Source organism: Paenibacillus hamazuiensis (assembly GCF_023276405.1).
Lineage (GTDB): Bacteria > Bacillota > Bacilli > Paenibacillales > NBRC-103111 > Paenibacillus_AF > Paenibacillus_AF hamazuiensis.
This window is the reverse complement of the sequence record NZ_JALRMO010000001.1, coordinates 7,417,501-7,442,599: the sequence shown is the minus strand read 5'-3', so window position 1 is coordinate 7,442,599 and position 25,099 is coordinate 7,417,501. Positions and strand designations below refer to the sequence as shown.

Genomic DNA, 25,099 nt, shown 5'->3' with positions numbered 1-25,099 from the left:
TCCAGCGGAGGACATGCGATGAAACAAGCGTTTTTGCGGCTTACGTTCCTGAATGCGGCGATGATCGTTTTGATCACCGTCATTCCGTCCGTCGTCTATTTGCACCTGTTTGGGGAAAATATGAACGAACAGGTCAACCGCTTGAACGAGCAAATGGTAACGGAATTCCGCAATTCCTTGGACGACAGCATCGTGAAGGAAGCGATCCGGATGACGGACCTGTATTTGACCGAACGGGGAATCAACGAAACGCTCATTTATCCGTTCACGCACGACATTACGGGAGATACCTCGAGAATTCTTGCCGTCGCCGATCAGCTCAAGGATTTGAAAAACGGCTACCCGTTTATCGAATCGGTGGACATTTATTATCGGGCCGGCAACCTGATGTTCATGGGGCCGAACGTATGCTTTATGAACTTGCGGACCTGCGACGTCAGCGGAAGGCAGGTGTGGCTGCAAAAGTTCACCGAATCGGACAGCCATGTCGCATGGATGCAGCTGCAGATCAAGGAGCAGACGGCGAGCCGGACGTGGATTTCGTATATCCGCAGCTATCCGTTTTTCTCCACGGCCGCCGGGCGCCAAGGGATTATCGCCGTCAATATGGATGAAACGTATGTGCGGGAGAAGATCAAGGCGCTGCGTTTTGCCGATAAACGAAAGCTGTGGGTCGTCGATCCGCAGGGGCAGGTGTTAAGCTCCAATACGGAACCGGGGCAGCCCTTGCCCAAAGAGGTGGCCGATAAGCTTCTGTCTTACGGGGGAGAGGAAGGAAAATTCAACGCAAAAATAGGCGGAGAACCGAGCGTCGTTTCTTTCGCCGTATCGCCGTACAGCAAATGGTACTATGTGTCGGCCGCCTCTTTGAAGGAGTATAACGAAAAAACCGTAGAACTGCGAAACGGCCTTATTCTTGTGGGCGCTCTGCTGCTGCTGGCGAACCTTGCCGTCGGGCTGCTTATTTTTTACCGCGCGCAGAAGCCGATTCGCACCTTGTTCACCAAATTTTCCAACGATCTGGATGAAATGAAGGAACGTTGGGAGCGCAACCGGCTTACGATCCGGCAAGCTTACATTTCCAAGCTGCTGCACGGTCACGGAGAGAACGCCCCGAGCGACGAAGAGAACGAGCAGCTGCTGGACATCCGCTTTACCGCGGAGTCGTGCGCCGCCTTCATCATTCGCCTGACGCCGGGTCCGATGCCGCTGCGCGAGGAGCTGCTGCTGCCGTACCGGCTTATCGAAGCGCTCGAAGCGCATTTCGTTTCGGGCACATTGTACGCCGTACCGGACGATAAGCGGCGGTTGATCGGCATGTTGCATTTCTCCGGCCAAGACCCTTTGCCGCTGGCCGGGCGGATGTTGTCTATACTGCAAGGTCAGGGGGAAGATCTGGCTGACTTTACGCTGGCAGTCGGCCGCGTATATCCATGCAATCCGGAACATGCCGCCCAATCTTTTCGCGAGGCGTCGGATGCGATGGAATACCGGTTTTTGCGGAAGGACGCGCTCATATCTTACGATCAGCTTCGTCTGGATGAGAGAGTGGAAGGCGGCGGCTCCGTTCGCGCCTTGAACCAAATCGAGGAAGCGATGCGTTCGGGCAACGGGGACAAGCTGAAGTTGCTATGGGAGGAGATCTTCACCGAGATCGAAACCGGCCGCTACACGCTGTCTTACTGCCGAAATATGCTGCAGGATGCGCTGTCGGCCATGCGCAGCGGGTTAAATGCCGTAGGCCTCAGCTCCGTCCAGGTATTCGGCTGCGACATCCGCAGCCGGGGAGCGGGGATGGAAACGCTCGAAGCGTTTCGCGAGTGGGCCGACGAACTCATTGAAACGGGCACGGCCAAGGTGAAGGAGAAAAAGCTGTCGGTCGACGCAACGCTGGAACAAAAGCTTCTGAGCTACATCCACGACCATATTTTTAACGATATTTCATTGGAGTCGATCTCGGAGCACGTCGGGATGAGCCCCAATTATGTAAGCAAGCTGTTCCGCACCATGACCGGACAAACCTTTATCGAATACGTGACGGAAACGAAAATGCAGAACGCCGCCAGGCTGCTGATGGAAAAGAAACATACGGTGCAGGAAATATCCGACCTGCTCGGTTACAGCTCCAACTCCCACTTTATCCGGGTGTTCAAAGACCGTTTCGGCTGCACGCCGAAGCAGTATCAGAAAAACCGGCCCGCGGAACCGGATTAAGTAAATCAGCCCGACAGGGGAACTTCCCCAATCGGGCTGATCTCTTTTAGTTCAAATGCGGCTGGACGATCTCTTTCAAATCGTTCAGCGGTCTGAACCCGACGATCGATGCGACTTCACTGCCGTTTTTGAACAGCTTCAGCGTCGGAATGCTCATGATGCCGAATTCGCCGGGGGTTGCCGGATTGTCGTCGACATTCATTTTCGCAATGGTCAGCTTGCCGCCGAGCTCGCGGTCGAGCTCTTCAAGAACCGGAGCGATCATTTTGCAAGGACCGCACCACGGGGCCCAGAAGTCGACGAGCACCACTTCATCCTGCTCCAAAGTCGCTTTAAACGTTTGATCTTCCACTTTGACGATAGCCATATGCAATCACTCCTATCCGAATTTTATTTAATCTATTTTAACCCGGCGGGGGCCGGAGGATCTCCGCGCGTTATCGGCGGAGCTGCCCTTGCGTCCGCGGCCTTCGAGCAGAGCCGCGGTCAGCTCGCGAAACCAAACCTCATCGCGGGTTTGCAAAGCGAGGTCGATCAAGCTGCTCAGCTCGTCTTCCAAATACGGCGCTTGCTCGGGAAGGCGGGACAGCTTGCTGCGGCTGCTCTCCACGAGCGTGCCGACCGCCTCCGTCCGATCGCTTTCCGTTACGTATACTTTGACCAGCCCGTCTGCGGCGGACATCGCCTCCACATAACCGATAAATTTCTCATCGTTAAATGTGGTGCCGCTCACCCAATCTCCCAAACGAATGTGAGATGCCGTCAAAAATTCCATCCCTTCCACCTTCCCTTCATTAAGGTCAACTCATTGCAACGAAACACGCAGGAACTATAACTTTTTGAGTAACAGTTTAGGCAAAAGAAAGCTTCAGCTTTCCTTGTCCTGCCCGCACGGCGAACATCCCGCTTCGCCGGATGCCGCTTTCCCGGTCATCTTGCGCACCCTGTCCAGCACATCGCTGACGGTAAACCTCTCCAGGAACCGGATCATCTGCTGCTCCGCCTCCTGATAGATGTCATCCATCACGGCCGCCATGTTTCCCGCCACCATGCAGTCGGCTTCCTCGTCACCGGAGCACCAGCCCGGCTTGATCGAACCGATCGAGGTGAGCCGGTAAATCTCGGCCAGCGTTACCTGCGCCGGGTCGCAGTTCAGAATGAACCCGCCGCCGATTCCTTCCTTGGCGGCTACGTAGCCGGCTTTGCGAAGGCAACCCATGACCTTGCGGACGCGGGCCGGATGCGTGCAAACGTTATGGGCGATGTAATCGCTTGTCGCCATATGATCCGGCTTATAGGCCAGCAGGACGAGGCTGTGTACCGCAATCGTGAATTCGCTGTTCATCGGCTGTCTCCCTGCTATGAATGTTTCATTACTGTAATTATATTTGTTACAGTTGTATTTGTCAATAGCTGCCGGCCTAACCGAACATCCACGCACTTAAGGAAAGCGTCCCGAGCTGATATTGGCGGTGCAGCAGCCTGGCCTTCCTGCCGCCGTCCGCGGCGCCCATCGCCAGCAATACCGGCGCAAAATGCTCAGGCGTCGGTACCGCCTCGCCGGCATAAGGCGCGCGCTGTTCATAGTCGAACAGCGCTTCCGTGTTCCACGTCTCGAGCTGCTCGGCGAGCCATTGGTCGAAGGTCAGCGCCCATTCCTTAACCTGCGCGGAGTCCCATTCCAGCATGTCCGGGTTGTGCACCGTTCCGCCGCTGCCGACAATGAGTGCCCCGCATTCGCGGAGCGGCGCAAGCGCCCGCCCGATGCGGTACTGCTCCTCCGGCGTCAGCCGCGGATTCACCGACAGCGCCGCGACCGGGACATCGGCCTCCGGGTACATGAGGCGCAGCAGCGACCAAGCGCCGTGATCGAGCCCGCGCCTGTCGTCCAGGACGCTCGAAATACCTTCGTCCGCAAAAAGCCGCTCGATCTGCAGCGACAGCGCAATATCCCCTTTGGCCGGATAAGTTATTTCATATAGCGGGTCGGGAAATCCGAAAAAGTCGTGGATCGTCTCATATTCGGGAACCGCCGAAATCATCTGTACCCGGCTCTCCCAATGAGCGCTGAAAAGCACGGCCGCTTTCGGCTTCGGCAGCTTGGAGCCAAGGGTTTTTAAAAAGCGCGTATAAGCGTTATCCTCCATGACGAGGGTCGGCGCCCCGTGCGCGAGAAAAATCGAGGGCAGCTTCACCGGAACAGCCTCCTTTCCGTGACGTCAATTTGCCGGTCCGTATGTTCGCTCCCCGGTTGGTTACACTATTCAAGGACAGTATTTTGTACATATTAACTTAACATATACCGCAGTACGTCTTATTTTGCAAACGGGCAAACACGAAAGGAGGAAACACATATGCGCGGCTTCTCCTATTATTTTCATCATTACGGGTTATCCGCCGCTCTTGTGCTCGGGGCTATCGTCGCCGTCGTGCTCGTCTACCGAAACCGGGAGCGCATCTGGATCCGCGGCAGCGGCCGGAAATAACCTCGAATCGAGCTTGTCCTGCGTGCTCCCCATTATTTCGCTGCGTGTTTTGAGCTTATTTCCTGTCCCTTTTATCCGTGAGCCCGAGAACGATAAAAAAACCGGCAATGGCCGCCAAAACCGCAAGGCCGTACAAGAAGCTCAACCATACCATGCCCGATCACTCTCCTTTATATATTTTATGCGGGAGACTGTTAACATGCGCTACAATTCGGAGAGTATGGTTTACAGATCGGGACAAGGGTGTTACCATTTACTTTGTTTATTTCGGAAACCGGTTTCATCTCTCAAAACAGAGCGAAGCCGGAAAAACGGGAGTGATGGTAATGGAACCTTGGAAACGGAATTTATGGCTCTTATGGGTCGGATGTTTTGTTACGTCGGCCAGCTTTTCCATGGTCATCCCCTTCTTGCCTTTATTTCTTCTCCATATCGGCGTTCAGGAAAACATCGAAATGTGGTCCGGCCTGCTGTTCAGCTCGGCCTTTTTGGCCGGTGCGATTTCGTCTCCGTTTTGGGGCGCGATGGGCGATAAATACGGGCGTAAGCCGATGATTGTGCGCGCCGGCTTCGTGCTTTGCGCCATTTACTTGCTGACCTCGATCGTGACGAACCCGTATCAGCTGCTTGCGCTGCGGGTGCTGCAAGGACTGCTCAGCGGGTTCATCCCCGGCTCGATCGCGCTCGTCGGCACAAATACGCCGGAGGATAAGGTCGGCTACGCCTTGTCCATGATGTCCACGTCGACGGCGACGGGAAGCATCATGGGACCGCTGCTCGGCGGCGTGATCGCCAACATGTTCGACAACCGCGTGGCATTCGCCAGCGCGGGTGTTTTTGTGCTGATGAGCACGATGCTTGTGCTCTTTTGGGTGAAGGAGGAGAAGTTCGTTCCGCGAAAAGGGCGCGCTGCCGCCGGCACCGGCACTCTGTCCATGATAGCCCGCAACAAGCCGTTTCTGGCCGTGCTGGGGCTGTCGCTGCTTACCAACTTGTCGGTGATGACGATCGAGCCTGTCCTCCCGCTGTATATCGTGGAAATCGGTGGTTCGGTCAAAGACGCTTCGCTGCTCGCCGGCGTCATCTTCTCTCTTGTCGGCATCGCCAGCATCATCTTTGCGCCGCGTTGGGGAAAATTCGCGGATAAAGCCGGCTTTCACAAGGTGCTGATCATCGGCTTATTATTCGGCGCGCTCGGCAATTTGGCGCAAATTCCGTTTCATAACATATGGGGGTTCTCGATCGTCCGGTTTGTGTACGGGGCGTTTTTTTGCGCCGTATTCCCGGCTTTAAACGGCCTTGTCGTGCGAACGACGCCCGGCGAATTCCGCGGACGCGCCTTCGGCCTGAACCAAACCGCAAACCAAATCGGCGGCATGCTCGGCCCTCTGATCGGCGGGTATGTCAGCGGCATTTTTTCGATCCACAGCGTGTTTTGGCTGACCGGACTGCTGCTGCTTTGCGCGCTTGGAATCGCTTATTTGACGAAGGACGCGGCTTCTGCACCCAGCCCGTCCAAATAATGTATTCAGCGAATCTTCAGATTGTATTCATCTTCCCTTCAGGGTTTTCGTCCATAATGGACTTCAGGCATCCAGAGCCACAACACGAAGGGAGAGCAATCATGATGAACCGTATCAAAAACGGAAATTTCATATGGATTTTATTATCCGTATTATTATTGGCAGGCTTCGCGACATATGTCGCGCTGGTCCCGCCGAGCACAGCCAAGAAAGCGGCGGCAGCGGAATCCGTCGTCGCCAAGGTGAACGGCACCGAGATCACGTCAAAGCAGCTTTATGATGCCATGGTCACCAGCGGCGGCGCGCAGACGCTCGATTCGCTGATCACGGACGAGCTGATCGCCCAGGAAGGCAAAAAAGCCGGCATTCAGGTGACGGATGCGGACATCGAGAAGGAGCTTGCCACGCTCAAAAGCAACTTCCCTTCCGATGAGGAGTTCCTGCAAACGTTGGCTTCGTACAACATGACGCTGGACGATTTGAAAAAAAGCATGGGGTCCCAGGTCATTATGAAAAAGATACTGGAACCGCAAGTCACCATCACCGACGATGACATTAAAAAATACTATAACGATAACCTCGAATCGCTGAAGACACCCGAGCAGGTAAAAGCTTCGCATATCGTCGTTGCGACCAAAGAAGAGGCGCAAACCATTTTGGCCGATCTGAAAAAAGGCGCCGACTTCGCGGCTGCCGCCAAGGAGAAGTCGACCGACGCAGCCACGAAAGATAAAGGCGGCGACATGGGCTACGTTTCGAAAGGAGCCGGCGACCAGGCGTTCGAAAAGGCGGCTTTTGCGCTGAAGGCGGGGGACCTAAGCGACATCGTTCAGACAGAAGGCGGCTTTGAAATCATCAAGGTCACCGATCATAAAGACGCCGCTACGCCGACGCTTGAGGAGAAGAAGCAGGAAATTCACGACAAGCTCGTCGACCAGAAAGTATCGGAGCTCTCTGCGTCGTGGCTTGCCGATAAAAAAGCGGCGGCTACGATCGTCAACAATTTGAGCAAGAGCGCATAATTTTTTGAAAATGGACAGGGAGCCGCGGCTGCGGCTCCCTTGTGTTTCAATAATACGATACATATCTCCCGTCTTAAATTACCTCAGGATTACTTCGCTTGCCGCGGCAGCTTAGTGACAGCGCTACGTTAGTGCCACAGATGACGACGCAGCCTTCCGGAATGTGACATGGCCGCGGCCCTCATATGCGCGAAAAACAAAAAAAACGGAGAAATAAGGAACGGCCACCGCCGAGTTCGTTATTTCTCCGCTTTTCATGCTTCGTGATGCCTCGTGTTGAGGTTATACAAGCGCTTTTTTCGCAATGTCGGTTCGATAATGCATGCCGTCGAAACGAATGCGGTCCAGCTCCGCGTACGCCTTCTCCCGGGCTTCCTTGATCGAAGCACCCAGCGCCGTCACGCCGAGTACACGACCGCCGTTTGTGACAAGAGATCCGTCCTTCTTCGCCGTGCCTGCGTGGAACACGAGCGCCTCCCGGACCTGATCCAGCCCGGAAATCGGCAAGCCCTTCGGGTAAGAAGCGGGATATCCGCCCGAAGCGGCCACGACGCAAACCGCGGCCTGATCGCTCCAGCGAATATCGAGCTCGCTCAAACGTCCGTCCATCGCCGCCAAGATGATGTCCAGAAGGTCCGTTTCAAGGCGAGGCAGCACCACCTGCGCCTCCGGATCGCCGAAACGCGCGTTAAACTCAATCGTTTTCGGTCCCTGCGGCGTGATCATCAGCCCGGCGAACAGCACGCCGCGGAACGGGCGGCCTTCGTTGACCATAGCCGCCGCTGTCGGCTTAATGATCGTCTCGATCGCTTCGTCGATTATCGACTGCGGAATATGCGACAGCGGCGAATATGTACCCATGCCGCCGGTGTTCGGGCCTTTGTCGCCATCGAACACCTGCTTGTGGTCTTGCGCCGCGGGCATCGGCTTCACGGTTTCCCCGTCGACGAACGACAAAATCGACATTTCCTGTCCGGTGAGGAACTCCTCAATGACGACCTTATTGCCCGATTCGCCGAACACCTTGTCCACCATGATTTCGCGCAGCGCGTTTTCCGCCTCTTCCAGCGACTGAGCGACAACAACGCCTTTGCCTGCGGCCAGCCCGTCCGCCTTGATCACGATCGGAATCTGCTGTTTGCGTAAATAAGCGGATGCCTCTTCGTAATTTTCGAACGACTCGTAAGCCGCGGTCGGGATGTTGTATTTTTTCAGCAGGTTTTTCGTAAACACCTTGCTGCCTTCAATAATCGCAGCGTTCGCGCGCGGGCCGTACACCTTAAGACCCTGAGCCTCCAGATGATCGACAATGCCTTCGGACAACGGATCGTCCGGTCCGATCACGACCAGGTCCACAGCTTGCTTTTTGGCAAAATCGGCGATTTCATCGAACTGCTTCTCCTCAATCGGCACGCACTCCGCCAGCTCGGCGATGCCTCCGTTGCCCGGCGCGCAGAAAATGTGCTTCACCTGCGGGCTTTTTTTGAGTGCCCATATGATCGCATGCTCCCGGCCTCCGCGGCCGACTACTAATATCCGCACGTTTGTCGCTCCCCTTATTTATTGATAATCTTCATCTCGGTCTGACCGCCCTCGATCCGGATCGTTTTCACGAGCAGCGCAATTTTGTTTTCCTCGTTCAGCCGGCCCCAGTAAGCGCGAAGCGTCTGATCGATATCGTCGTAAACCGGCACGAGCTGCGGCTCTCCCTGGAAGGATGGCAAGGGATTGCCGTCGCCGGAATATGTCGTGATGAGATGGCCGAAGCCCGGCACCGCATGCTCATAGTGGAAAAAGTGCCGCATCGTTTGCGCCGGATCATTGTTGTTCGTTTTCAAAATCGACAGCTTGTACGCGCAGGTAGCGTCCGCCAGGTCAACGAGCCCGGAAATCCTCGGCGTATAGTTCGGCGCATCCGGCTCGTACGTGCGCGTCGTCAGCGCCTGCTCGAACGAGCGTCCCGCCTGCAGCGCTTCGTAAATCGTATCGGTTTGGTCCCCGTTTGTCACGATGTGGGCCGATCCGGTGTAACGGATCGGATAATAGATGATGAGCGACGGATCGGTCAGCTTAGCCGGATCCTTCGCTTCCGTGCGAAGAAATCCGTTGTCTTCCTGGATAAAAACCCGGTTGCGGCTGTTTTCGCTGCGCCCCATGATCCAGTACACCTGCACGAGCCGGGTACCGTCCGGCGTCCGGCCGATGACGATGCCCCGTCCCGGGTAAGGGTTTTGCTTCAAGCGGCCGAGGTTTTCCTCGGCGATCGTTTGCCATTGTGCTGTCACGTTGAAATCCCCCTATCAGTGATGGAACAAGCGCACGCCCGAGTACGCCATCACCATGCCGTAATCGTTGGCGGCTTGCACGACTTCTTCATCCCGCATCGAGCTGCCTGCCTGAACGACGTATTTCACGCCGCTGCGGCTGGCCCGGTCGAGGTTGTCGCGGAACGGCAGGAACGCGTCCGAGCCGTACGATACGCCCGTCAGTTTGCTGAGCCATTCCCGCTTTTCCGCCGTAGTAAGCCGCGGCGGCACTTCTGCGAAAGCGGCTTCCCAGCTGGCGCGTTCCACCGGTGTCAGCTCCTCCTCGAGCCACAGGTCGATCGCGTTGTTTTGCTCCGCGCGGGAGAGGCCTTGGCGGAATTTCATGTTCAGTGCTATCGGATGCTGGCGCAGGAACCAGCGGTCCGCCTTGTCGCCCGCGAGACGCGTGCAGTGAATCCGCGACTGCTGGCCGGCGCCGATGCCGATCGTTTGGCCGTCCAGCGTATAGCAGACGGAGTTGGATTGCGTATATTTCAACGTGATCAGAGCGACGAGCAGGTCGCGCTTCGCGCCTTCCGGAAGCTCTTTGTTTTGCGTCACGATGTTGTTCAAGGCGGAAGCGTCGATCTTCGCGTCGTTGCGCTGCTGCTGCAGCGTCAGCCCGAACACGTTGCGTCTCTCGATCGGCTCCGGAACGTAGTCCGGATCGATTTGCAGAATCAGATAGCCGCCGTTTTTCTTGGCCTTCAAAATTTCCAGCGCTTCCTCGGTATACCCCGGCGCCACGACGAGGTCGGACACCTCGCGCTTCAGCAGCTGCGCCGTCGAAGCGTCGACGACGTCGCTCAGCGCCGCGCAGTCGCCGAACGACGACATGCGGTCCGCGCCGCGCGCTCTTGCATAAGCGGTGGCGAGCGGCGACAGCTCGAGCCCTTCCACGAAGTAAGCCTTCGCCAGCTCGGGCGTCAGCGGAGCATATACCGCCGCACCGGCCGGGCTCACGTGCTTGAACGAAGCCGCTGCCGGCAGTCCGGTCGCTTGACGCAGCTCCCGGGCGAGCTGGAAGCTGTTCAGCGCGTCGAGCAGGTTGATGAAGCCGGGATCGCCGTTCACCACGCGAATCGGCAGCGGACCGTCGTTATACAGCTTCGCTTCCTTCTGGTGCGGGTTCATCCCGTATCGCAATTGAATTTCGTTTTGACTCATTGGCCCATCCCATCCTTAACGTAGGTTGTCGTTTTGCCTTCCAGGCGAACCCGCCCTTCGCGAATCCACCGTATGACCGACGGCAGCAGCTCGTGCTCTACCGTATGTATTTTTGCAGACAACGTCTCTTCCGTATCCTCCGGTTCGACCGCTACCGCCCGTTGGGCGATGATCGGTCCCGTGTCCATTCCACCGTCGACGTAATGCACCGTCACGCCCGTCACCTTCACGCCGTGTTCGAGCGCCTGCCGTACTGCATGCAGTCCCGGAAAAGACGGCAGCAGCGACGGATGAATGTTGATCATCCGGCCGTACAGCGGCTCGACGAGCACAGGGGTAATCAGCCGCATGTATCCGGCCATCACCACAAGGTCGATCTCCCTTTCGCGCAGCCTTTGCAAAATCTCCGCTTCGTACTGCTCGCGCGACGCGTACTCCTTCGGGCGAAACGCGAACACCGGCACCCCGGCGCGCTCAGCCCGCTCTACCACAAGCGCCTTCGGCCGATCACAGACAAGAAGCTCGATGCGAACATCGAGCTTTCCTGCCTGCACCGCGTCGGCGATCGCCTGGAAGTTGGACCCCGTTCCCGAAGCGAACACTGCGATGCGAAACGGCTTCATACGACGTCCACTCCGTTAAACGTCACGATGCGGTCGCCTTCCGTCACTTTGCCGATCGTAAAAGCCTTCTCCCCATGCTGCCCGAAAATGCGCTTCGCTTCCTCGGCTTGATCCTCCGACACGATCACGACCATGCCGATGCCCATGTTGAACGTGCGGAACATGTCCTTGTGCGAAATTTCGCCTTCCCGCTGCATCAGCCGGAAAATCGGCAAAATCGGCCAAGAACCGTAATCGATGCTTACGTTCACACCTTCCGGCAGCACGCGCGGAATATTTTCGATAAAGCCGCCGCCCGTAATATGGGCCATGCCTTTGATCTGCACCTGCTGCAAAGCCGCCAAAATCGGCTTCACATAAATTTTCGTCGGAGCGAGCAGCACGTCGCCGAGACGTCCGCCGAGCTCGGCCACTTCGCCGTGCAGCGAGTACGCCTTCTCCTCCAGCAGCAGCTTGCGCACGAGCGAGAAGCCGTTGCTGTGCACGCCGCTGGAAGCAAGACCAAGTACGACGTCACCCGGCTTGATCGTAGAACCGTCGATAATTTTCTTCTTATCCACCACGCCTACGGTGAAGCCGGCAATATCGTATTCGCCTTCGGCGTACATGCCCGGCATCTCCGCCGTTTCCCCGCCGATCAGCGCGCACGCGGACTGGACGCAGCCTTCGCTGACTCCCGCGATTATCGCTTCGATTTTCTCCGGTACGACCCGGTCGCACGCGAGGTAATCGAGGAAAAAGAGCGGCTCCGCACCCTGTACGACGATGTCGTTCACGCACATGGCGACCGCGTCGATGCCGATCGTATCATGCTTATCCATCGCAAAAGCGATCTTCAGCTTCGTCCCCACTCCGTCCGTACCGGAGACGAGCACCGGCTCCTCGTATTTGCTTTTATCGAGGCCGAACAAGCCGCCGAAACCGCCCAGATCGGTCAGCACCTCCGGACGAAACGTCCGTTTTACGTGTTTTTTCATCCGTTCTACGGCTTCGTTGCCGGCGGCGATATCGACACCGGCCTTTTTATACGCGTCAGACACCGTGTTCCACTCCTTTATAAAAATCCGATGAATTGCTGTTCATTTCGCCCTAACGGACGAAATCTACTTCAAATGGCAGACAGACGTCATGCAATTCTTTTATGGAAAAGCCCGCCCCGATCCTGGTCTAGATAGCGGAACTCGGTGCGCTATATCGAGCGGATCTCATTATCCCCGGCAAATGGAGGAACTAATGCGCATTATTGCAATCGGGTCTCGATATCTCCCACAAATAGCGGAACTACGATGCGCTATATCGAGCGAGTCTCGCTATTTCCTGCAAATAGCGGAACTGTAGTGCTTTATTGGTACGATTTCCCGGGTCGATGGCCATTTCAAGCCAATTTAACGGAATACAGTTCCTCTATTTTCTCGGGCACATCCGTTTGCGGCTAATTAGCGGAAAACAGTTCCGTTATTTTCGCAAAGTGAGCTTCCCGAGGTACGCTCCCCTCACCGGGGTTCCGCCTGTTCGCACCTTCAATCGCCTCTCAATCGACTCTTCAATCGCATCCTCAGTCGCAGCCGCTCGCGCAGCCGAGCGCCGCCTCGTCCGGCACCGGCGTCGGGTAGCGGTTATCGAAGCAGGCCGTGCAGTGCCCGCGATTCAGCTCCCCCTGCGGACGGCCGATCGCCTGCAGCAGGCCGTCCTTGCTCAGGAAATGCAGCGAATCCGCATTGATCGCCTGGCGGATCTCTTCGATCGACTTCTGCGCGGCGATCAGCTCCTTGCGGTCCGGTGTATCGATACCGTAGAAGCACGGGTTGGCAAAAGGCGGCGAGCTGATTCGCACGTGCACTTCCTTCGCTCCCGCTTCGCGGAGCAGGTTCACGATGCGCAGGCTCGTCGTGCCGCGAACGATCGAATCGTCGATCATGACGACGCGTTTGCCTTCGACCACCTTGCGCACCGCGGACAGCTTCATCTTCACGCCCTGCTCGCGCAGCTCCTGGCTCGGCTGGATGAACGTCCGGCCGGTGTAGCGGTTTTTGATAAGTCCGAGCTCGTAAGGAATGCCCGTCTGCTCGGCAAAGCCGATCGCCGCAGAGATGCTGGAATCGGGCACGCCGGTGATCACATCGGCATCGACGAACGATTCCATCGCGAGCTGCCGGCCCATCCGCTTCCGCGCCGAGTGGATGTTGATCGAGTCCACATCGCTGTCCGGGCGAGCGAAATAAATATATTCCATTGCGCAAATCGCGCGCTGCTTGATCGGGCTGAACCGGTCCTCGGTCACGCCGCCGCGCTGATCGAGGATCAGCATCTCGCCCGGCTGCATATCGCGGTAAAACGTCGCCCCGACCGCATCGAACGCGCACGTCTCGGAAGCGAACAAATACGCGTTGCCCAGCCGGCCGATCGCAAACGGACGCAGGCCATGCGGGTCCATCGCCGCAATCAGCTTATCCTTCGTCTGGAACAGGAACGCATAAGCGCCCTCCACCTGCTGCAATGCATCCTTCACCGCCAGCACGATATCGTCGTGCTTCGAGCGGGCGATCAGATGCGCAACGACTTCGGTATCGCTCGTCGTTTGGAAAATCGACCCTTGCTTCTCCAGGTTGCGCTTGATTTCCGGCGCATTCGTCAGATTCCCGTTCGTCGCAATAGCCAGATCACCCTCGCGGTATTTGAAAATAAGCGGCTGCGCATTCGCAAGCTTGCTCTCGCCCGACGTCGAGTACCGCACGTGAGCGATCGAGCTGGAGCCTGCCAATTTGCTCAGGTTGTCGTTGTCGAACACCTCTTTGACGAGTCCCATGCCGCGGTGGTAGTGAAAACCTTGCCCGTCCGCCACGCAGATGCCGGCGCTCTCCTGACCGCGATGCTGCAAAGCATGGAGACCGTAATACGAGAGCTGCGCCGCATCGTGATGCCCGAATACACCGAACACGCCGCATTCTTCGCTCAGCTTGTCGAAAAGTCCGTCATGCCCGTTAATGCCGTCGTTGTAAAAACGCCCTGACCACAGCCCGGAGCCGCCCAGCAAGCCGGAAGCATCGGGCAGCTGTCTTAGCTGCCGACCTGCGCCTGCGCCGCCGTTAATGCCGCCGCCGAGTTTGCTCCCCAGCATCAGCTGAGGCATCTGTCCGGACTTTATTTCATCAGACATGGAATCGCATCCTTCCAAACCTTTTCTAATTGTTCCACAGATGCTTGGATGACCGGTTTCGAGTTTACTGCAATGTCCAATTGCTTGTTCGCTTGTACTTGCCCGAGCACTTGATAAGGAATGCCGCTCTGCTCCAGATGTTTCTTAAGCGCCTCCGCTTTCTCGGCCGATGCGCTCAGCACGATGCGGGATTGGCTCTCGCTGAACAGCGCGATATCGCTCCGCAGTTCCGAGGCAAAATCGACCTTGGCGCCTACGCCGCCGCTGATGCAGCTTTCCGCCAGCGCAACCGCGAGGCCGCCGTCGGACACGTCATGCGCCGATGCGACGAGCCCTTGCTGAATGGCGGACAATACGCCGTCCAGCAAACGCTTCTCGACGTCGAGATCGATTTGCGGCGGGCGCCCTTCCGTCACGCCGTGAATCGCGTATTGGAACTCGCTGCCCCCAAGCTCCGCTTTCGTTTCGCCGAGCAGGACGATGACGTCGCCTTCCTTTTTAAAACCTTGCGTCGTGATGTGATCGGTATCGTGAACGAGACCTACCATACCTACAACAGGCGTCGGGTAGATCGCGCCTTTTGCATTTTCGTTGTACAAGCTGACGTTGCCGCCGATAACCGGCGTGTTCAGCTTGCGGCAAGCTTCGGCCATGCCGTCGACCGCTTTTTCCAACTGCCAGAAAATTTCCGGCTTCTCCGGGCTGCCGAAGTTCAGGTTGTCCGTAATCGCCAGCGGTTCCGCGCCGGAGCATACGTTGTTGCGCGCCGCCTCGGCGACCGCGATTTTGCCGCCTACTTCCGGATCGAGGTAAACGAAACGTCCGTTGCAGTCCGTCGACATCGACAGCGCCTTGCGCGAGCCGCGGATCGATACGACCGCCGCGTCCGAACCCGGACGAACGACCGTGCTGGTGCGCACCATGTAATCGTACTGGTTGTACACCCACTCCTTGCTTGCCACCGTCGGCGAAGAGAGCACCTTCAGCAGCGCGCCGTTCAAATCGGTCACTTCCGGATAACGCGTCGAATCGATGTTCGCCGAAGCTTCGTAATAAGCCGGTACTTTCGACGGCTTGTTGTAAACCGGACACTCGTCAACTAGTGCCGCTACCGGCATATTGCCGACGAGCTCGCCTTTATGATACAGCTTCAGGTTGCCATCGTCCGTCACGCGGCCAACCTTCGCGCAGTGCAATCCCCACCGTTCGAAAATCGCCTTCGCCTGCGCTTCGTCTTTCTCTTCGACGACGAACAGCATGCGCTCCTGCGATTCGGAAAGCATCATCTCGTAAGGCGTCATGCCCTCCTCGCGCTGCGGGACCTCGTCGAGGTAGAGTTCCATACCGTTGCCGGCCTTGCTCGCCATCTCCGCGCTGGAGCACGTCAGCCCCGCGGCGCCCATATCCTGAATCCCGAGCACGATGCCGGAGTTGATCAAGTCGAGGCACGCTTCCAGCACCAGCTTCTCCATGAACGGGTCGCCGACCTGCACCGCAGGACGCTTCGCTTCGGATTCCTCCGTCAGCTCCTCGGACGCGAACGTCGCGCCGTGAATGCCGTCCCGGCCCGTTGCCGGTCCGACATAGAACACCGGGTTGCCGACGCCTTTGGCGACGCCCTTTTGAATTTTGTCGTGCTCGATGATGCCGACGCACATCGCGTTGACGAGCGGGTTGCCCTCATAGCTCTCGTCGAACATCACTTCGCCGCCCACCGTCGGGATGCCGATACAGTTGCCATAGCCGGCGATGCCCGATACGACGTGCTCGAACAAATATTTTACGCGCTCGTTTTCCAGCCGGCCGAAGCGCAGCGAGTTCAACAGCGCCACCGGGCGCGCGCCCATCGAGAAAATGTCGCGGATAATGCCGCCCACCCCGGTCGCCGCGCCTTGATAAGGCTCGATCGCCGAAGGGTGATTGTGGCTTTCGATTTTGAACACGACGGCCTGGTTGTCGCCGATGTCCACAATACCCGCGCCTTCGCCGGGACCCATCAGCACGCGCGGTCCTGTCGTCGGGAACTTGCGCAGCACCGGCTTCGAATTTTTGTAAGAGCAGTGCTCGCTCCACATAACGCTGAATACGCCGATTTCCACGTAATTCGGCTTCCGCCCCAAAAATCCGCATATTTTCGCGTATTCTTCGTCCGTTACGCCCATTTGCTTGTATATTTTCTGATCCGCAATCTGCTCCGCGGTCGGTTCCTTAGCCGTTAACTGCTGCGCCATGCTTCTCCCTCCATGTGCTCAAAATCGAAGTGAACATCCTCGCGCCGTCCGCCGAGCCGAGCAGCTCGTGCACCGCGCGCTCCGGATGCGGCATCATGCCCAGCACGTTGCCCGCTTTGTTGCAAATGCCCGCAATATCATCGACCGAACCGTTCGGGTTGTTGCCCGCTTGATAGCGGAATACGATTTGGTTGTTTGCTTTTAATTCCTGCAGCGTCGTTTCGTCGCAATAATAATTGCCTTCGCCGTGAGCGATCGGAATGTTGATCAGCTCGCCTTGCTTGTACTGCGAAGTAAACGGCGTGTTCGTGTTTTCCACCTGCAGCATCGCCGCGTGGCAGCGGAATTTGAGCGACTGGTTGCGCAGCATGGCGCCGGGAAGCAGTCCCGATTCCAGCAAAATCTGAAACCCGTTGCAAATGCCGATCACGTATTTTCCCTGCTCCGCCGCTTCCTTCAAAGCCTTCATGACGGGAGCAAACTGCGCGATCGCCCCGCACCGCAAATAATCGCCGTACGAAAAACCGCCCGGCACAATGATGCAATCATATTGGGATAAGTCCGTTTCCGTATGCCATACATAACTTACCGGCTGTCCGATCGTATCCTCCACCGCTTTATAACAGTCGATATCGCAGTTGGAGCCCGGGAACACGAGAACCGCGAAGTTCATTTTCATTTTCCTCCTAAACGTTAGTCCCCAAAAAGTGAAACACAGCTTCAAGCCTAGTCCTGCCCCTTTTCGGGGTGCCCCTAATCATAAGGTCATTTATGCCAGCTCGTAACGATAATCCTCGATAACCGTGTTCGCCAAAAGCTTCTCGCACATCGCTTTCACGCGCTGTTCCGCTTCCGCCCGATCGGACGTGTTCAGCTCAATTTCGATGTATTTGCCGACGCGTACCTTGCCGACTTCAGAAAAGCCCATCGAATGAAGTCCGCCTTGCACCGCATTTCCTTGCGGGTCGAGCACGCTTTGCTTGATCGTTACGTAAACCGTTGCTTTTAACATGGAATGGAACCTCCCGAATATGTGTATTATCCCTTCACCAAGCGGTTGAAAATATCTCTGTAGCGCCGCGACGTTTCCTCCACGACGAGCTCCGGCAGCGGCTCCGGCTCGCTGTTTTTGTCCCACCCGGACCCCGACAGGTACGTGCGAACGGGCTCCTTGTCCATGCTGTCGATCTCGATGTCCAGCGCGTAGTTCTCTTTCGCCCAAAACCGCGACGAATCCGGCGTAAAAATTTCATCGATTAAAATAATCTCGCCATCTATAAGTCCGAATTCAAACTTCGTATCCGCCAAAATAATGCCGCGCTCCGCGCAATATTGATGCGCAAATTCGTACAGCATGATGCTTTTCGCTTCCAATTGATCCGTCAAATCTGCACCAACGAGCTCCTTCATCCGCTCGATCGAGATATCCTCGTCGTGGCCGACATCGTTTTTCGCTGCGGGAGTGAATATCGGCTTCTCGAATCGCTCGTTCTTCCTCATCCCCGCCGGCAGCTTGCGTCCGTTAATTTCGCCTGTGCTCTGGTATTGTCTCCAACCCCCGCCGGTGATATAGCCGCGCACAACGCATTCGATATCGATGCGCTCCGCCTTGCGGGTGACCATGAACCGGTCCTTCATCACTTCCCGGTCCGTGATCACGTCCGGCACGAGCCGGTCCACATCGGCATGAACCAAATGATTCGGCATCAGCTTCGCGGTCTGCTCAAACCAAAACCGGCTCAGGCTGTTCAGCACGTTGCCCTTGTCCGGCACCGCCGGCTTCAGCACGTAGTCGAATGCGGAAATCCGGTCCGTCACCGCGATCAAGTAATGTTCGCCCAAATCGTACAGCTCCCGCACCTTGCCTTTGTACAGCAGGGGCGCCTTCACATACGGCTCCGCGCTCGAAATCGCTACAGTGGAATTCATCGTTTTCCGCTCCTCCTATTTCAGACCAAGCCGCTCGAAGATCGTATCGACATGCTTCAAATGCCAGCTCGGATTAAAGCAATCTTCAATCTCTTCCAGGCTCAAATGCTCGCGAATCGCCGGCGTATTTTCGATAATGTCGCGGAACGAACGCTGCTCTTCCCACGCCTGCATCGCTCTCGGCTGCACCGTATCGTACGCCTGCTCGCGGCTGAAGCCTTTGTCGATCAGCTTCGTCATCACGCGGCCGGAGAAAGGTACGCCGTACGTGCTTTGCATGTTGCGCTTCATGTTTTCCGGGAACACGGTCAAGTTTTTCACGATATTGCCGAAACGGTTCAGCATATAGTTGAGCAAAATCGTCGCATCCGGCAAAATGACGCGCTCCGCCGAGGAGTGCGAGATGTCGCGTTCATGCCAGAGTGCTACATTTTCATAGGCGGTGATCATATGACCGCGGATGACGCGGGACAAGCCGGAAATGTTTTCGCAGCCGATCGGGTTGCGCTTGTGCGGCATCGCGGACGAACCTTTTTGACCTTTGGCAAAAGGCTCCTCCACCTCGCGGAACTCGCTCTTCTGCAAAGCGCGGATTTCCGTCGCGAACTTGTCAAGCGACGTTGCGATCAGCGCCAGCGTCGCCATGTACTCCGCGTGGCGGTCACGCTGCAGCGTTTGCGTCGAGATCGGCGCCGGCTTCGTACCGAGCTTCTCGCAGACGTACGTTTCCACAAACGGATCGATGTTCGCGTACGTGCCAACCGCTCCGGAGATTTTCCCATACTGCACACCGTCCGCAGCAAAGCGGAACCGCTCCAGATTACGCTTCATTTCCTCGTACCAAAGCGCCATTTTCAGGCCAAAAGTGGTCGGCTCCGCATGAACGCCGTGCGTCCGTCCCATCATCGGCACGTCTTTATATTTAATCGCCTGCTGCTTGAGAATGTCGATGAAATTGAGAATGTCTTTCTCAAGTATCTCGTTCGCCTGCTTTAACAAATAACCAAGCGCCGTATCCACCACGTCCGTCGACGTCAGCCCGTAATGCACCCATTTGCGCTCCGGTCCAAGAGTCTCGGATACCGCACGGGTAAACGCGATGACGTCGTGACGGGTCTCCTGCTCGATCTCATAGATGCGGTCGATGTTGAAGCTTGCTTTTTCCCGCAGCTCCTGAACGTCTTCCTTAGGTATCACACCCAGCTCGGACCATGCCTCGCAGGACAAAATCTCCACTTCCAGCCATGCTTTAAACTTGTTCTCCTCGGTCCAAATACGGACCATTTCCGGCCTGCTGTAACGCTCTAACATAATCTCGTTTCCTCCGATCTATTCGCTATCCTTACTTTCCCAAATCCGGGTCTGTTCTATCCAGCTCAGCGCTTTCTCCGTCGTATCCGCAAGCACATTGAGGTGACCCATCTTCCTTTTCGGCTTCGCCTCATGCTTGCCGTACAGATGCACCTTCACGGTCGCTTCTTCCGGATCTTTCTCCTGCGCCTCCAAAAAGTCCAATACCGGCTGTACATGCTCTCCGAGAACGTTAACCATCACAACCGGACTCATCAGCTCCGTCGATCCGAGAGGCAGGTTGCAAATGGCGCGGATATGCTGCTCGAACTGCGACGTTTTGCATGCTTCCATCGTGTAATGGCCGGAATTGTGCGGCCGCGGCGCCAGTTCGTTGACGTACAGCTCGCCGTCCGGCGTCAAAAACATCTCCACCGCGATCAGCCCGATCACTTCCATCGATTCCGCGATGCGAACCGCCAATTGTTCGGCTTTTTGCAGTATGTGCGCATCGACCCGAGCCGGGACGATGGACAGATGAAGAATATTATCAACGTGCACGTTTTCCGCCGCCGGAAACGCCCTCACTTCTCCCCGCGGACTGCGCGCCGCTATGACGGATATTTCTTTCTCAAAGCGGATAAACTTCTCCAGGACGAGATCCGTCTTCGCTTTCAGCAGCGTTTCGTAGGCATCCTCGATTTCTTCCTCCGAGCGGATAACCCACTGCCCTTTGCCGTCATAGCCGCCGGTAGCCGTCTTCAGCACGCAGGGCATGCCGAAGCGGCCCACCGCTTCCTTAAGTCCCGCCAGACTGTGAATTTCTTCGTAAGGCGCCACCTGTACGCCGGCCGCCTCGATCGCCTGCTTTTCGCGAATTCGGTGCTGCGTCGTATAAAGCAGCTCGCTGCCCTGCGGTACATACGACTCGTTCATCAGCATTTCCGTCACGGCCGCGTCCACATTTTCAAATTCATACGTAATCACATCGCACTGCTCCGCCAAAATCGCCGCCGCCGTCACATCATGATAAGCCGCGGTGATTTGCCGGTCCGCCACCTGACCGCAAGGCGCATCCGGCGTCGGGTCCAACGTCACAAACCGGTAACCCATGTGGCGACCGGCTAACGCTAACATTCTTCCCAATTGTCCTCCCCCGAGCACTCCGATCGTGCTTCCGGGCAAAATCTTTTTCGCTTTGTCCGAAGTCATCATTTTCACTCCAAACTGCTGCTTTCAATAACTTGCTCGCGAATACGCTCACGGCGTTTCTTGACTCTTTCCTGTATCTGCGGTTCGAAGGCCCCTAAAATTTGCGCGGCGAGCAGCCCCGCATTCGTGGCGCCCGCTTGCCCGATTGCCACAGTTGCTACCGGAATGCCCCCCGGCATTTGCACTATCGACAGAAGCGAATCCAGACCGTTTAACGTTGAAGTTTTCACCGGAACACCAATGACCGGAAGCTCCGTCTTCGCTGCAACCATCCCCGGCAAATGGGCGGCTCCGCCCGCGCCGGCAATAATGACCTGCAGCCCTTTCTGCGCCGCCGTCTCCGCGTATTCGAACATTAAATCCGGTGTACGATGTGCGGAAACAACTTTCTTTTCGTACGGAATCTCCAATTCCTCCAAGATGCCGCAAGCATGCTTCATCGTTTCCCAATCCGATTGGCTCCCCATGATGACACCGACACGTGCCGACATGTTTCGACCTCATTTCTATAAAGGTATGTGAAATATATCTTGAGAAAAAGAAAACGTCCAGCAGATAGCCTGTTTTGCCTATCCGCGGACGACCAAGAATCGAATGGTTCTGCGCCTTACTGTCGCGCAACACAAAAAGCAGCTTTTTCCATGAGCCGCACACATTCAACCTCGTAGTCCAAAAATTTAAGGTCTTTGGGTAGAAACTTTCGGGCCATATTCCCGACATTATACGAGAAAAATATACATGATTATTTTAGCCAAAAATATGGCTTGCATGACTAGTTTAACAGTCCTTTACGTTTCATGTCAACTGAGAAAACCGAACGTTTTAGAATTGATGCATATAAAAGTTCGTTTTTTGTACAAAAAATCAGATCCGTTTCGAGTCGGATCTGATTTTCGAATCGGTTCATTCTTCGCTTTGTATCGGAAAGTCGTTTTTTTGCAGCTCATACCGACCTGTTCGCGTGTCGTAAGGACCTGGATTCGGCACATCCGGCGGATGAACCGTCACCGGCCGTTCCGTATTTCTCGTTTCATGCAGATCAACCGCACCCGCCGCATGTGTACCTAAATCTCGAAGCTCTTTATTGACGACCTCATCCATCATTCCCACTCCTTAAGCTTTGTTTTCCTCGTTATTGTTAGGCACCTTGAGTTTACTTATGAAAAAAAGAAAAAGAGTCTTTTTGGTTGGATTACCAAAAAGACTCTTTTCTCGACCTGCAACAGGTCTCATATTTGCTTGGCGACGTCCTACTCTCCCAAGACCCTGCGGTCTAAGTACCATCGGCGCTGGAGGGCTTAACGGTCGTGTTCGGGATGGGTACGCGTGGTTCCCCTCCGCCATCGTCACCAAACATGAGTTTTGTCTTAAACAAAACTCGCTTCGGGAGCATCTTGCTCCCTGAAAACTAGATGCGAATCACTTCAAGTTACGCTTTAGAATTTATCCTTTTGGGCCCCGAGAAAGTAATCGGCATAAGCTACAACGCTTCGCTTCACTTTCTTGGGTAATATGGTTAAGCCCTCGACCGATTAGTATTCGTCAGCTCCACACGTTGCCGCGCTTCCACCCCGAACCTATCTACCTCGTCGTCTACAAGGGGTCTTACATACTGGGAAATCTCATCTTGAGGGGGGCTTCACGCTTAGATGCTTTCAGCGCTTATCCCTTCCGTACTTGGCTATCCAGCCGTGCCTCTGGCGAGACAACTGGTACACCAGCGGTACGTCCATCCCGGTCCTCTCGTACTAAGGACAGCTCCTCTCAAATTTCCTACGCCCGCGACAGATAGGGACCGAACTGTCTCACGACGTTCTGAACCCAGCTCGCGTACCGCTTTAATGGGCGAACAGCCCAACCCTTGGGACCTACTTCAGCCCCAGGATGCGATGAGCCGACATCGAGGTGCCAAACCTCCCCGTCGATGTGGACTCTTGGGGGAGATAAGCCTGTTATCCCCAGGGTAGCTTTTATCCGTTGAGCGATGGCCCTTCCATTCGGTACCACCGGATCACTAAGCCCGACTTTCGTCCCTGCTCGACCTGTTTGTCTCGCAGTCAAGCTCCCTTCTGCCTTTGCACTCTTCGAATGATTTCCAACCATTCTGAGGGAACCTTGGGGCGCCTCCGTTACTCTTTAGGAGGCGACCGCCCCAGTCAAACTGCCCACCTGACACTGTCCCCATACCCGATCAGGGTACCAGGTTAGAACTCCGATACGATCAGGGTGGTATCCCAACGTCGCCTCCACACAAGCTGGCGCTCATGCTTCAAAGGCTCCCACCTATCCTGTACAGATCGTACCAAAGTCCAATATCAAGCTGCAGTAAAGCTCCATGGGGTCTTTCCGTCTTGTCGCGGGTAACCTGCATCTTCACAGGTATTAAAATTTCACCGGATCTCTCGTCGAGACAGCGCCCAAGTCGTTACGCCATTCGTGCGGGTCAGAATTTACCTGACAAGGAATTTCGCTACCTTAGGACCGTTATAGTTACGGCCGCCGTTTACTGGGGCTTCGGTTCACAGCTTCGGTTTGCACCTTACCGCTCCCCTTAACCTTCCAGCACCGGGCAGGCGTCAGCCCGTATACTTCGCCTTGCGGCTTCGCACAGACCTGTGTTTTTGCTAAACAGTCGCTTGGGCCTTTTCACTGCGGCCCCCTCCGGCTATTCACCTTACCGGGGCACCCCTTCTCCCGAAGTTACGGGGTCATTTTGCCGAGTTCCTTAACGAGAGTTCTTCCGCGCGCCTTAGAATTCTCTTCTCGCCTACCTGTGTCGGTTTGCGGTACGGGCACCTTCTCCCTGGCTAGAGGCTTTTCTTGGCAGCTTGAGATCATGACCTTCGGTACTCCCGAAGTTTCCCTCCCCATCACAGCTCAGCCTTACGATGCGCGGATTTGCCTACGCACCAGCCTTACTGCTTGGACGGACATCCATCAGTCCGCGTCACTACCCTTCTGCGTCACCCCATTGCTCATAACGGTTCACGGTGGTACAGGAATTTCGACCTGTTGTCCTTCGACTACGCCTTTCGGCCTCGCCTTAGGTCCCGACTAACCCTGAGCGGACGAACCTTCCTCAGGAACCCTTAGGCTTTCGGCGGATGGGATTCTCACCCATCTTTTCGTTACTCATACCGGCATTCTCACTTGTATACAGTCCACCTGTCCTTACAGTCAAGCTTCTACCCGTATACAACGCTCCCCTACTGCCCATTACTGGACCCATAGCTTCGGTGGTGTGTTTAGCCCCGTTACATTTTCGGCGCAGAGTCACTCGACCAGTGAGCTATTACGCACTCTTTCAATGGTGGCTGCTTCTAAGCCAACATCCTGGTTGTCTGTGCAACTCCACATCCTTTCCCACTTAACACACACTTGGGGACCTTAGCTGATGATCTGGGCTGTTTCCCTCTTGACGATGGATCTTAGCACTCACCGTCTGACTCCCGGGTATAAGTATGCGGCATTCAGAGTTTGACTGGACTTGGTAACCCTTGGCGGGCCCCGCACCCAATCAGTGCTTTACCTCCGCTACTCTTATCCCGAGGCTAGCCCTAAAGCTATTTCGGGGAGAACCAGCTATCTCCGAGTTCGATTGGAATTTCTCCCCTACCCCCACCTCATCCCCGAATTTTTCAACATTCGTGGGTTCGGGCCTCCAGTGCGTGTTACCGCACCTTCACCCTGGACAGGGGTAGATCACACGGTTTCGGGTCTACGCCCACGTACTCAAGTCGCCCTATTCAGACTCGCTTTCGCTGCGGCTTCGGCTCTTCACCTTAACCTCGCACGTGAACGTAACTCGCCGGTTCATTCTACAAAAGGCACGCCATCACCCTTTAACGGGCTCTGACTTCTTGTAAGCACACGGTTTCAGGTTCTGTTTCACTCCGCTCCCGCGGTTCTTTTCACCTTTCCCTCACGGTACTGCTTCAC

General features: G+C 55.9%; 22 protein-coding genes, 2 rRNA genes and 1 riboswitch (1 of these 25 cut by a window edge). Of the genes, 4 read left to right on the top strand and 20 right to left on the bottom strand.

The annotated features are described in order from the left end of the window. The first annotated feature begins 18 nt into the window (after positions 1-18). The gene (locus tag MYS68_RS32840) at positions 19-2,214 is read left to right on the top strand and encodes a helix-turn-helix domain-containing protein (protein ID WP_248929802.1); all 2,196 of its coding nucleotides are present in this window, start codon (positions 19-21) and stop codon (positions 2,212-2,214) included. A gap of 46 nt (positions 2,215-2,260) precedes the next feature. Here MYS68_RS32840 and trxA read toward each other — a convergent pair whose 3' ends face one another. From trxA to MYS68_RS32820, 4 genes are all read right to left on the bottom strand, one after another. Further along, complete coding sequence (gene trxA, locus MYS68_RS32835; RefSeq protein ID WP_248929801.1) at positions 2,261-2,581, bottom strand: thioredoxin; 321 nt, start codon at positions 2,579-2,581, stop codon at positions 2,261-2,263. A 27-nt stretch (positions 2,582-2,608) separates the two neighbouring features. Beyond that, the gene (locus tag MYS68_RS32830; protein WP_248929800.1) at positions 2,609-2,989 is read right to left on the bottom strand and encodes an IDEAL domain-containing protein; all 381 of its coding nucleotides are present in this window, start codon (positions 2,987-2,989) and stop codon (positions 2,609-2,611) included. A gap of 93 nt (positions 2,990-3,082) precedes the next feature. After that, positions 3,083-3,559: an RrF2 family transcriptional regulator gene (locus MYS68_RS32825; RefSeq protein WP_248929799.1), complete on the bottom strand. Its 477-nt coding sequence runs from the start codon at positions 3,557-3,559 to the stop codon at positions 3,083-3,085. Positions 3,560-3,635: 76 nt separating this feature from the next. Beyond that, positions 3,636-4,361, bottom strand: a complete 726-nt coding sequence (locus tag MYS68_RS32820; protein WP_248931085.1) for a dioxygenase family protein — start codon at positions 4,359-4,361, stop codon at positions 3,636-3,638. Positions 4,362-4,568: 207 nt separating this feature from the next. On the opposite strand from MYS68_RS32820, the gene MYS68_RS38715 reads away from it, so the two are divergent. The 3 genes from MYS68_RS38715 to MYS68_RS32810 all read left to right on the top strand — a co-directional run bounded on the left by MYS68_RS38715 (position 4,569) and on the right by MYS68_RS32810 (position 7,245). Then, entirely contained in the window at positions 4,569-4,700 is a 132-nt protein-coding gene (locus MYS68_RS38715; protein ID WP_275983594.1) for a hypothetical protein, read from the top strand. Between the two features lie 326 nt (positions 4,701-5,026). Then, positions 5,027-6,223, top strand: a complete 1,197-nt coding sequence (locus MYS68_RS32815) for an MFS transporter (RefSeq protein WP_338043639.1) — start codon at positions 5,027-5,029, stop codon at positions 6,221-6,223. Positions 6,224-6,324: 101 nt separating this feature from the next. Next, complete coding sequence (locus MYS68_RS32810; protein WP_248929797.1) at positions 6,325-7,245, top strand: peptidylprolyl isomerase; 921 nt, start codon at positions 6,325-6,327, stop codon at positions 7,243-7,245. Positions 7,246-7,527: 282 nt separating this feature from the next. On the opposite strand, the gene purD is transcribed toward MYS68_RS32810, so the two are convergent. The 16 genes from purD to MYS68_RS32730 all read right to left on the bottom strand — a co-directional run. Continuing rightward, positions 7,528-8,787, bottom strand: a complete 1,260-nt coding sequence (purD, locus tag MYS68_RS32805) for a phosphoribosylamine--glycine ligase (protein WP_248929796.1) — start codon at positions 8,785-8,787, stop codon at positions 7,528-7,530. 14 nt (positions 8,788-8,801) lie between these two features. Further along, positions 8,802-9,530: an IMP cyclohydrolase gene (locus MYS68_RS32800; RefSeq protein WP_248929795.1), complete on the bottom strand. Its 729-nt coding sequence runs from the start codon at positions 9,528-9,530 to the stop codon at positions 8,802-8,804. A gap of 15 nt (positions 9,531-9,545) precedes the next feature. Next, positions 9,546-10,718: a phosphoribosylaminoimidazolecarboxamide formyltransferase gene (locus MYS68_RS32795; protein WP_248929794.1), complete on the bottom strand. Its 1,173-nt coding sequence runs from the start codon at positions 10,716-10,718 to the stop codon at positions 9,546-9,548. Then, positions 10,715-11,341: a phosphoribosylglycinamide formyltransferase gene (gene purN / locus MYS68_RS32790; RefSeq protein WP_248929793.1), complete on the bottom strand. Its 627-nt coding sequence runs from the start codon at positions 11,339-11,341 to the stop codon at positions 10,715-10,717. The genes MYS68_RS32795 and purN overlap by 4 nt, the downstream gene beginning before the upstream one ends. Further along, positions 11,338-12,381 carry a phosphoribosylformylglycinamidine cyclo-ligase gene (gene purM / locus MYS68_RS32785; protein ID WP_248929792.1) on the bottom strand — a complete coding sequence of 348 codons (1,044 nt, stop codon included), beginning with the start codon at positions 12,379-12,381 and terminating at the stop codon, positions 11,338-11,340. Before purM ends, purN begins: the two co-directional genes overlap by 4 nt. Positions 12,382-12,896: 515 nt before the next feature. Further along, on the bottom strand, positions 12,897-14,498 hold the full coding sequence (gene purF, locus MYS68_RS32780; protein WP_248929791.1) for an amidophosphoribosyltransferase: 1,602 nt from the start codon (positions 14,496-14,498) through the stop codon (positions 12,897-12,899). Next, a complete protein-coding gene (gene purL / locus MYS68_RS32775; protein WP_248929790.1) occupies positions 14,483-16,729 on the bottom strand; it encodes a phosphoribosylformylglycinamidine synthase subunit PurL in 2,247 nt (748 codons plus the stop codon). The genes purF and purL overlap by 16 nt, the downstream gene beginning before the upstream one ends. Beyond that, on the bottom strand, positions 16,707-17,402 hold the full coding sequence (gene purQ / locus MYS68_RS32770) for a phosphoribosylformylglycinamidine synthase subunit PurQ (protein WP_248929789.1): 696 nt from the start codon (positions 17,400-17,402) through the stop codon (positions 16,707-16,709). Before purQ ends, purL begins: the two co-directional genes overlap by 23 nt. Before the next feature lie 96 nt (positions 17,403-17,498). Further along, positions 17,499-17,741 carry a phosphoribosylformylglycinamidine synthase subunit PurS gene (purS, locus tag MYS68_RS32765; RefSeq protein ID WP_248929788.1) on the bottom strand — a complete coding sequence of 81 codons (243 nt, stop codon included), beginning with the start codon at positions 17,739-17,741 and terminating at the stop codon, positions 17,499-17,501. Between the two features lie 26 nt (positions 17,742-17,767). Then, positions 17,768-18,658 carry a phosphoribosylaminoimidazolesuccinocarboxamide synthase gene (locus MYS68_RS32760; protein WP_248929787.1) on the bottom strand — a complete coding sequence of 297 codons (891 nt, stop codon included), beginning with the start codon at positions 18,656-18,658 and terminating at the stop codon, positions 17,768-17,770. Positions 18,659-18,673: 15 nt separating this feature from the next. Then, positions 18,674-19,969 carry an adenylosuccinate lyase gene (gene purB, locus MYS68_RS32755; RefSeq protein ID WP_248929786.1) on the bottom strand — a complete coding sequence of 432 codons (1,296 nt, stop codon included), beginning with the start codon at positions 19,967-19,969 and terminating at the stop codon, positions 18,674-18,676. 18 nt (positions 19,970-19,987) lie between these two features. Further along, positions 19,988-21,163 carry a 5-(carboxyamino)imidazole ribonucleotide synthase gene (gene purK / locus MYS68_RS32750; RefSeq protein ID WP_420852244.1) on the bottom strand — a complete coding sequence of 392 codons (1,176 nt, stop codon included), beginning with the start codon at positions 21,161-21,163 and terminating at the stop codon, positions 19,988-19,990. A gap of 2 nt (positions 21,164-21,165) precedes the next feature. Further along, on the bottom strand, positions 21,166-21,651 hold the full coding sequence (gene purE, locus MYS68_RS32745; protein WP_248929784.1) for a 5-(carboxyamino)imidazole ribonucleotide mutase: 486 nt from the start codon (positions 21,649-21,651) through the stop codon (positions 21,166-21,168). A gap of 154 nt (positions 21,652-21,805) precedes the next feature. Further along, a riboswitch (purine riboswitch) is annotated at positions 21,806-21,907 on the bottom strand. Positions 21,908-22,063: 156 nt separating this feature from the next. After that, positions 22,064-22,264 (bottom strand): hypothetical protein, encoded by a 201-nt coding sequence (locus MYS68_RS32740; protein ID WP_248929783.1) that lies wholly within the window; start codon positions 22,262-22,264, stop codon positions 22,064-22,066. Between the two features lie 133 nt (positions 22,265-22,397). Beyond that, positions 22,398-22,514, bottom strand: a 5S ribosomal RNA gene (gene rrf, locus MYS68_RS32735). Between the two features lie 158 nt (positions 22,515-22,672). Next, positions 22,673-25,099, bottom strand: a 23S ribosomal RNA gene (locus tag MYS68_RS32730) (it continues 487 nt past the right edge of the window).

Bases quoted from the DNA above. Each gene is read 5' to 3' on its own strand.
- MYS68_RS32840 (WP_248929802.1), top strand. From the start codon at position 19: ATGAAACAAGCGTTTTTGCGGCTTACGTTCCTGAATGCGGCGATGATC.
- trxA (WP_248929801.1), bottom strand. From the start codon at position 2,581: ATGGCTATCGTCAAAGTGGAAGATCAAACGTTTAAAGCGACTTTGGAG.
- MYS68_RS32830 (WP_248929800.1), bottom strand. From the start codon at position 2,989: ATGGAATTTTTGACGGCATCTCACATTCGTTTGGGAGATTGGGTGAGC.
- MYS68_RS32825 (WP_248929799.1), bottom strand. From the start codon at position 3,559: ATGAACAGCGAATTCACGATTGCGGTACACAGCCTCGTCCTGCTGGCC.
- MYS68_RS32820 (WP_248931085.1), bottom strand. From the start codon at position 4,361: ATGGAGGATAACGCTTATACGCGCTTTTTAAAAACCCTTGGCTCCAAG.
- MYS68_RS38715 (WP_275983594.1), top strand. From the start codon at position 4,569: ATGCGCGGCTTCTCCTATTATTTTCATCATTACGGGTTATCCGCCGCT.
- MYS68_RS32815 (WP_338043639.1), top strand. From the start codon at position 5,027: ATGGAACCTTGGAAACGGAATTTATGGCTCTTATGGGTCGGATGTTTT.
- MYS68_RS32810 (WP_248929797.1), top strand. From the start codon at position 6,325: ATGATGAACCGTATCAAAAACGGAAATTTCATATGGATTTTATTATCC.
- MYS68_RS32795 (WP_248929794.1), bottom strand. From the start codon at position 10,718: ATGAGTCAAAACGAAATTCAATTGCGATACGGGATGAACCCGCACCAG.
- purN (WP_248929793.1), bottom strand. From the start codon at position 11,341: ATGAAGCCGTTTCGCATCGCAGTGTTCGCTTCGGGAACGGGGTCCAAC.
- purF (WP_248929791.1), bottom strand. From the start codon at position 14,498: ATGTCTGATGAAATAAAGTCCGGACAGATGCCTCAGCTGATGCTGGGG.
- purL (WP_248929790.1), bottom strand. From the start codon at position 16,729: ATGGCGCAGCAGTTAACGGCTAAGGAACCGACCGCGGAGCAGATTGCG.
- purQ (WP_248929789.1), bottom strand. From the start codon at position 17,402: ATGAACTTCGCGGTTCTCGTGTTCCCGGGCTCCAACTGCGATATCGAC.
- purS (WP_248929788.1), bottom strand. From the start codon at position 17,741: ATGTTAAAAGCAACGGTTTACGTAACGATCAAGCAAAGCGTGCTCGAC.
- MYS68_RS32760 (WP_248929787.1), bottom strand. From the start codon at position 18,658: ATGAATTCCACTGTAGCGATTTCGAGCGCGGAGCCGTATGTGAAGGCG.
- purB (WP_248929786.1), bottom strand. From the start codon at position 19,969: ATGTTAGAGCGTTACAGCAGGCCGGAAATGGTCCGTATTTGGACCGAG.
- purK (WP_420852244.1), bottom strand. From the start codon at position 21,163: ATGATGACTTCGGACAAAGCGAAAAAGATTTTGCCCGGAAGCACGATC.
- purE (WP_248929784.1), bottom strand. From the start codon at position 21,651: ATGTCGGCACGTGTCGGTGTCATCATGGGGAGCCAATCGGATTGGGAA.
- MYS68_RS32740 (WP_248929783.1), bottom strand. From the start codon at position 22,264: ATGATGGATGAGGTCGTCAATAAAGAGCTTCGAGATTTAGGTACACAT.